Origin of the sequence: Martinezella calliandrae (assembly GCF_030272695.1) — a bacterium.
In the GTDB taxonomy this organism is placed as follows: Bacteria; Pseudomonadota; Alphaproteobacteria; order Rhizobiales; family Rhizobiaceae; genus Rhizobium; species Rhizobium calliandrae.
The window spans coordinates 1-461 of sequence record NZ_JARFYN010000214.1; the positions used below are offsets into that span (position 1 = coordinate 1).

General features: G+C 63.6%; 1 protein-coding gene. It reads left to right on the forward strand.

Annotation, left to right across the window (positions count from 1 at the left end; genetic code table 11):
• A partial coding sequence (locus PY650_RS36800) for a zinc-binding dehydrogenase (protein ID WP_285885032.1) occupies window positions 1-461 on the forward strand: 461 nt, incomplete at both ends.

Genomic DNA, 461 nt, shown 5'->3' on the forward strand with positions numbered 1-461 from the left:
CTCGGCGGCATCGGTTTGAACGTCATCCAGGGCTTGAAGCTTGCCGGCGCCGACATGATCATCGGCGTCGATCTCAACAACGACAAGAAGGCCTGGGGCGAACGCTTCGGCATGACGCATTTCGTCAATCCGAAGGAGGTCGAGGGCGACATCGTTGCCTATCTCGTCAACATGACGAAGCGCGGCGCCGACCAGATCGGCGGGGCCGACTACACCTTCGACTGCACCGGCAACACCAAGGTGATGCGCCAGGCGCTGGAGGCCTCCCACCGCGGCTGGGGCAAATCGGTCATCATCGGCGTTGCCGGCGCTGGCCAGGAGATTTCGACGCGTCCGTTCCAGCTGGTGACCGGCCGTACCTGGATGGGCACGGCCTTTGGCGGCGCCCGCGGTCGCACCGACGTCCCGAAGATCGTCGACTGGTACATGGAAGGCAAGATCCAGATCGACCCGATGATCAC